This is a genomic window from Mycobacterium sp. (assembly GCF_025965855.1).
Lineage (GTDB): Bacteria > Actinomycetota > Actinomycetes > Mycobacteriales > Mycobacteriaceae > Mycobacterium.
In genome coordinates, this window is sequence record NZ_JAOPWB010000220.1 from 1 (window position 1) to 6,734 (window position 6,734).

Consider the following 6,734-nt stretch of genomic DNA (forward strand, 5'->3'; position numbering starts at 1 on the left):
CTCGCTGGCCGACGAGCAGACCGCGAGCCGGGCAGCGCCGTTCGTCGCGGTCGCGCCCACGGCGACCTGGGTCGCGGTCTCGGCCGATGGATATTTCGCCGGGGTCGCGGCGTGGGGCCTCGCGCTGTTGGCCGTCGCGGTGCGCCGTCCCGTTCGGTTCCCCGCTCTGGTCGCCGCCGGCGCGGGTCTACTGCTGGGCTGGAGCGTTTTCCTCAGCTACGGCCTGATGTTGCTTGGGCTGCCGGCATTGGCGGTGCTGGTCTCGGCCTCCGATTGGCGCGCGGTGCTGCGCGCGGTCGGCCCGGCGGCGCTGGCCGCGCTGGCGGTCGCGGTGGCGTTCGCCGTCGCGGGGTTCTACTGGTTCGACGGCTATACCCTCGTGCAGCAACGCTATTGGCAGGGAATCGCCAAGGACCGGCCGTTCCGGTATTGGGGCTGGGCCAACCTGGCCTGCGTGGTGTGCGCGATCGGATTGGGCAGCGTCGCGGGCATCAGCCGGGTGTTCGATCGGTCAGCCTTCCGCCGCCGCTCCGGATTCCACCTGGTGGTGCTGGCGATGCTGGCCGCCGTCGCCTGCGCCGACCTGAGCATGCTGAGCAAGGCCGAGGTCGAACGGATCTGGCTGCCGTTCACCATCTGGCTCACCGCGGCGCCCGCGTTGCTGCCGGTGCGGTCACACCGTTGGTGGCTGGCGGTCAACGCCGCAGGGGCCCTGGTCCTGAACACTGTCATAGTGACCAACTGGTAGGTGCGCGTTCGAGTGTGCGCTGGCGGCTTTCGGTGTGCACTGAGGCCTTTGGGTGTGCACTGAGGGCTTTGGGTGTGCACTGACGGCGGAATTTCGGCGATTTCTCCGCCCAGGACGCACACGCAAAGCCCAGGAAGCACACGCAAACCCGAGCACCTCGCCGCAACAATTCAGTGTGCGCTGAGGGCTTTCCGTGTGCACTGACGGCTTTCCGTGTGCACTGACGGCGGAATTTCGGCGATTTCTCCGCCCAGGACTCACACGCAAAGCCCAGGACGCACACGCAAAGCCCTCAGTGCACACCCAAAGCCGAGCACCTCGCCGCAACAATTCAGTGTGCGCTGACGGCGTCGCACGATCCCTGGGTCAGAGCCCGGCCGCGCGGGTGACCCGCGCGAAGCGGCTGGCGGCCCCGCAGGCGTCGCGGACCGCGGCGACGTCGTCGACGACGTCGATATCGGCCAGGCGCTGCACCGGTGTCACGTCGATGCCGTTGTCGCGCAACGCTTTCAACGTCAACTCTCCGGTGTCGGGTTGAGACATCGGCACGGTGCGCAGGCATTCGGCCATCGTCGACGCCGCGACACCGAGCACCCACCAGCCGCCGTCGTGGGCCAGCCCGAGGATGGCCGGCGCATCGAGCAGGCGGCGCGCGCAGTCGGTCAACAGCTCGGGAGTGACCTGCGGGGTGTCCATCCCGATTTGCAGCACCGGGTGCCCGTCAGCCGAGTCGGCGTGGGCGTTGGCGAGCCGGTCGGCGAAGTCGTCACCGCGCTGCGGAATCACGGTGAAGGACTCGAGCCGTCGCCGAATCTCGGCGGCGCCCGCCGCCGCGTCGAGATCGCCGGTCAGGGCCACCACCCGCGCCGCCACCGGCGCGGCGGCCACCGCGTCCAGCGTGTCCAGCAGCGCGGCGGCGGCGATGTCGGCGGCCACCCGGTCACCGACCGTCGCCGCGAGGCGCGTCTTGGCCCGGCCCGGCTCCGGCGCCTTGGCGACCACCAGCAGGGTCACCGGCAGGACGCTCACGAGATGACCTTCCAGAAGTCCAGGATCGCGGTGATGCTGCCGCGCAGCGAACCGCTGACCTTCGACTTGCCGCCCGTGCGGGGGCCGTAGCTGACGTCGAGTTCGTCCACGCGCCAGCCGGCCGCCGCGGCCCGGACCAGCAGTTCCAGCGGGTAGCCCGATCGCCTGTCGGCGACACCGAGGGTCAGCAGCGCCTCCCGGCGGGCGACCCGCATCGGCGCGATGTCGTGCACCGGCAGGCCGTGGCGGCTGCGCAGCCGCCAGCTCATCACCACGGTGCCCACCCGGGCGACCCACGGCCAGCGCAGCCCGGGCACCGGCCGGCGCCGGCCGATCACCAGGTCGGCGCCGCGGTCGAGCGCGGCGACCAGCCGGGGCAGGTCGCCGGGATCCATCGAGCCGTCGGCGTCGATGACCGCAACGATCGAGGTCGTCGCGGCCACCACGCCGGCGTGCACCGCCGACCCATAGCCGGGCCGTGGTTCGGCGACCACCCGGGCGCCGTGACTTGTTGCCACCGCGGCGGTTTCGTCGGTGCTGTTGTTGTCGACCACCAGCGCCCGATAACCCACGGGGATGGCCGCCAGCACCGCCGGCAGCGACTCCTCCTCGTTGAGACAGGGCAGCACCACCGTGACCGCGTCGTCGGGCATGCGCTGGGCCGCGATCAGTGATGGGGGGTGGCAGTCGGTGGCTTCGGGGCCACCGGCTGCTGCGGGGTCACCGGCTGCTGCGGGGCCACCGGCTGCTGCGGGGCCACCGGCTGCTGCGTCGGCGGTTTCGTCGGCGGTTTCGTCGGCGTGGGTGCTGGGGTGGTGGGCACCGTGGCCTTCGGCGCCTGCGTGGTCGCCTGTGTCGTGGCCAGCGGCGCCTTCGTGGTCGTCGGCGCCGTCGTGGTCGTCGGCTGGGTTGTCGTCGTCGGCGCCGTCGTGGTCGTCGGCGGTGTCGTGGTCGTCGGCGGTGTGGTGGTCGTCGTCGGCGGCGTGGTGGTCGTCGTCGGCGGTGTGGTGGTCGTCGTCGGCGGTGTGGTCGTCAGCGTCGTGGTGGTGGTCGTCGGCGTCGTGGTCGTGGGCCCATTCGGGTACGGGTACGGGGGGCGCCAGCCCGGGTACGGAATAATGACCGGAACCGGGATCGGCATACCCGGGTCGGGGTTGGGCACGAAACCGGGAACGCCAGGCGCCGGGTTGACCGGGACAGAACCACCCCCGCCGGGCGACGCCAGCTGCGGCGGAATGTAGCCGTTGGCGTCCGGGACGATCCCGCCCTGGAACCCGGCGTTGGGCTGATCGATCGGCGGCGGGGGTACCGGCGCCTGCTGCTGCGTCGGCAACAGCGGCATGAACTTGCCGGGCGCGGCGTTCTGGTGCCCCACCACCGGCTGCGCACTCGCGGTCGGCCGCACGGCGATGGCCACCGCGGCGGCCAGCGTCGCGAATCCGATGACGGCGAAGGCGATGACGGCGTTGCCGAGCACCAGTGACCGCCTGCTCAGCGGCGCCCGACCGGTCGCGGCCGGGTCTGCTGGGTCTTCGTCGAAGTCGCCGTACTCGTCCACCTCGCCGGCGAACGGTTCGGCATCCTCGGCCTGTGAGTACGCCAGCTGCGGATCCTCCGCACCCGGACCAGCCATCCCGGACGTGGGGGCGAGCCCCGTCGCGTCTCCGGCGGGCGCGGTCGCGGGCGCCATCGCCGTCGCCTCCCCGGGGAACCCAACCGCGGGGGCCATCGCGGTCGCGGCGCCCGCCGTGATCGGGGGTTGGGGCGTCGTGGGCGCCAACCCGGCTGCCAGCGCCGCACCACGCGCGAACGCGAAGCCGGGACGCTCCAGCACCTCCACCCGTAGCGGCGATCGAGCGCGAAGCTGGTCGGCGAGGCTGGTCAGGTCAGTCAAAGTGCCCAGCACGTACGCGGCACTCACCGCGAACGGTGCGGATTGCAGCCAGTCCAGCAGCATGTCGACGGCCGCGGTGGCGGCGTCCACGCCCTCCAGCGCCACGGTGGCCAGGACGTTCGTCAGCGCGTCCGCAGCGTTGGCGGCGCCCAGCGCAATCAACGTTGCCGCTTCGGCGGTGACCACGAGCGCGACAGCACCGGGCAGCGCGACACCGCGGAAGACCGTCCGCAGCAGCGCCGTGACCGCGTCCGCCTGGGAAACCAGTCCGACGTCTGGAACCCCGGCGTCGGCCAGCGCGTGGCGAAGCGCTTCCGCTTGCGCGGGATCCGGCGAGTACAGCCGGGTGGCGACCAGATGGCGGCCCTCGGCGGCCAGAGCCCGCTGCGCGCCGGCCACCGTCTGGATCAACGTTTCGAACGGCTGGATGGGCAGCTCGACCACCAAGTGCTTGATCGCCGCATAGCCGCCGCCGACTGGCCCTATCAGCGCCAAACGGGCGACGGAGCCGGCGACCGCGATGCCGAGCACCGCGTCCATCGCCCCCAGCCGTCGTGAGGTGAGCCCCACCGGGCCGGTCTCGGCGTCGTCGTCGTCTTCGGGCTCAGTCAGCCACTCCATCGCGAGCAGGTCCGACTCGCCGGCCATCGAGTACGCCAAGTCGGGTCCCACCTGGCCGGCCGGGTGCATCGCCGGGACCGCGTGGGCCATCGCCATCGTGTCCCCGGCCGACCCGACCGCCGGGGCCATCGCCGTCGTGTCCCCGCCCAACCCGACCGCCGGGGCCATCGCCGTCGCGTCCCCGCGCAACCCGACCGCCGGTCCCATCGCCGTCGCGTCCCCGGCGGGCCCCGCCGCCATGGCCGCGCCACGGGCCAGCGCGACGGTGGGGTCGTCATCGGGCTGCGACGGCGCGCCCGGGAGGGAACGTCCCGGCCCAGACAGCGCCGTGGCGGCCTGCGATTCCGACAGCACCGCGACGTCGTGGACGCCGGAGTCTTCCAATGCCTGCCGCAAGCGCTCGGCTCTTCGCGGATCCGACCAGCACAATCGCGTGGCGAGCAGCCGGTGGTTCTCCTCGGCCAGCAGCCGATTCGTCCCGACCACGGCTTCGGTCAGTTTCTCGATCGGGTGATCCGCAAGGTAAACGACGGACTCGTCGATCAGGTCGGCGCCCCGGGCGCCCGACCCGACAAGCGCCAAGCGGGCACGGGGGCCTATGACCGCGACCCCCAAAACGACGTCCATCCCGGCTCTCCTTCGGCTGGCTACCCCACAACCAGCATCTCCCGGCATCATTACACTGCGATACCGTCGGCGGTACCAGTCATTTGGGCGCCGAGGTTTTTCGGTGTTCGCCTGCGAGCGCAGCGTAACCGCGTGGCGGGCACCGCGGAAACGCATACGTTCTCAGCACTGCCGCGTCGCCCGAACGGAGATTATGTTTCCAAGTAAGCAACGCGGTCGGCGTGGCAGGGGGTTCCCCCGCCCCGCAACCAAACTTGCGCCGCCAGTAGCCGTCCTCGAGGTCCGGGGGAAACCGTGAGTCAGACCAGCGACGACGCCCCTACCGGTCCCATCCGCGGGCAGACGCGCCCGACGCAGCCGACACCGCCGGGCGCCCGGCCCGACCGGCGTTTGAACGTCGCAGCCGACCTGACCGCGGCCGCCATGCTGGTCGTGGCGCTGCTGTTGCCGTGGAACCTGTATTTCGGCATGGGTATCCCGGGCAGCAACAATGCCCTGCTGGCGGTGTTGTTGGTCGTGACGCTGCTGTCCCTCGCTTCGATCGCCCTGGCCGGTTCCTGGAGGTCGTCGAGCGGGCGGATAAATCCCGAGTTGGCCGGACGCCTTCGTCTGGCGCTCAACGCGCCCTACGCGCTGCTGGTCGTCGGCTTCGTCGCATTCGACGTGTTCGAGACCGCCCGGTTCGGCGGCAGCGTGAACGTCCCGGGCGGCGTCGGGCCGGGGGCCTGGCTGGGAATCGCCGGCTCGCTGCTGAGCGCGCGACCGGTGACCACGAGCCCCGCCTCCGCCAATGGCGAAGGAGCCAACCTCAGGCCCGTCCGGATCATCGGCTACGCGTCGATGGTGGGCGCGGCGCTGAGCTTCGGCTTCAACCTCTTCTGGCGGCTGAGGTACGCGCTGCACGACGCGGGCGGTTCATCCGGCTTCGGCAAGCAGAACATCGCGGTCATCGCAACGGCGCTGGTGTACGGCGGGGTGGCGCTGGTGGCCGTCCTGGTCGGGTCGAGGTGGCTGCTGCGCAACACCAGGGCATCTCGGCTGGCGACCGTGGCGCTGGGCGTGTCGACGCTGATCGCCGGCATCCTGGTGTGGATCCTTCCCGCCGGTCGCGACATTGACGCGTTCCACGGCATAGCGCAGAACACGTCGACGGCGGGGGTGGGTTTCGAGGGCTACCTCGCGTGGGTGGCGGCCGCGGCCATTTTCGCGCCTTCCGCGTTGTTGGCGCGCCGTGACGCGCCGGCGACGGAGGAAAACGCCTGGCGCGCGGCGGCCCGAAACGGGTTGCTGCTCATCATCGTTTGGTGCCTGGGCTCGATGCTCATGCGGATCACTGACCTGGCCGTCGGCGTGAGCCTGAACTACCCGTTCTCGCGCTACGACAGCGTGGTTCTGGCCGCGTTCGACCTCGCCACCGCGGTGCTTGCGATCTGGCTGCGCATCAACCTCGGCAACGACGCCGTCTCCGCGAGGCTGATCTCATCGCTGTGTGGACTCGTTGCCACACTGAGCATTTCCCGCGTCGTCGTGGGCGTCGCGCTGGCGCCGCGGTTCGAAGAATCGCCCAACGCGCCCGCGCCGAACCCGGTGTACGGGAACGACCTCGCCCAGCAGATCACCAGCACCTTCGACGTCGCGCTGTGCGTGCTGGCCCTGTGCATCCTCGCGGCGGCGATCATCACCGGTCAACTCGCCGCTCGGCGCGCGCGACGCAAGCGGCGCCGTCCCGCCCACACGCGTGGCGGCCCGGCCGGCACCCACCCGGGCCCGGGCGCGCCGACGACCCGCATCCCCGTCGGCCACGCGGCCCCGCCG

4 protein-coding genes and 1 pseudogene are annotated in these 6,734 nt (G+C 71.5%); 2 read left to right on the top strand and 3 right to left on the bottom strand.

The features are described 5' to 3' along the window. A pseudogene (locus tag JWP83_RS18950) lies at positions 1-748 on the top strand (hypothetical protein); the annotation flags it as partial. Between the two features lie 366 nt (positions 749-1,114). Here the strand turns inward: JWP83_RS18950 and JWP83_RS18955 are convergent. Genes JWP83_RS18955 through JWP83_RS18965 form a run of 3 tightly spaced genes read right to left on the bottom strand, consistent with a single transcriptional unit; the run spans position 1,115 to position 4,919 of the window. Continuing rightward, the gene (locus JWP83_RS18955) at positions 1,115-1,777 is read right to left on the bottom strand and encodes a DUF2064 domain-containing protein (RefSeq protein ID WP_297732970.1); all 663 of its coding nucleotides are present in this window, start codon (positions 1,775-1,777) and stop codon (positions 1,115-1,117) included. After that, a complete protein-coding gene (locus tag JWP83_RS18960; protein WP_297732972.1) occupies positions 1,774-2,430 on the bottom strand; it encodes a glycosyltransferase family 2 protein in 657 nt (218 codons plus the stop codon). Before JWP83_RS18960 ends, JWP83_RS18955 begins: the two co-directional genes overlap by 4 nt. A gap of 14 nt (positions 2,431-2,444) precedes the next feature. Next, the gene (locus JWP83_RS18965; protein ID WP_297732975.1) at positions 2,445-4,919 is read right to left on the bottom strand and encodes a hypothetical protein; all 2,475 of its coding nucleotides are present in this window, start codon (positions 4,917-4,919) and stop codon (positions 2,445-2,447) included. 390 nt (positions 4,920-5,309) lie between these two features. On the opposite strand from JWP83_RS18965, the gene JWP83_RS18970 reads away from it, so the two are divergent. After that, a partial coding sequence (locus JWP83_RS18970) for a hypothetical protein (protein WP_297732978.1) occupies positions 5,310-6,734 on the top strand: 1,425 nt, incomplete at its 3' end.

Bases quoted from the DNA above. Each gene is read 5' to 3' on its own strand.
- JWP83_RS18965 (WP_297732975.1), bottom strand. From the start codon at position 4,919: ATGGACGTCGTTTTGGGGGTCGCGGTCATAGGCCCCCGTGCCCGCTTG.
- JWP83_RS18960 (WP_297732972.1), bottom strand. From the start codon at position 2,430: ATGCCCGACGACGCGGTCACGGTGGTGCTGCCCTGTCTCAACGAGGAG.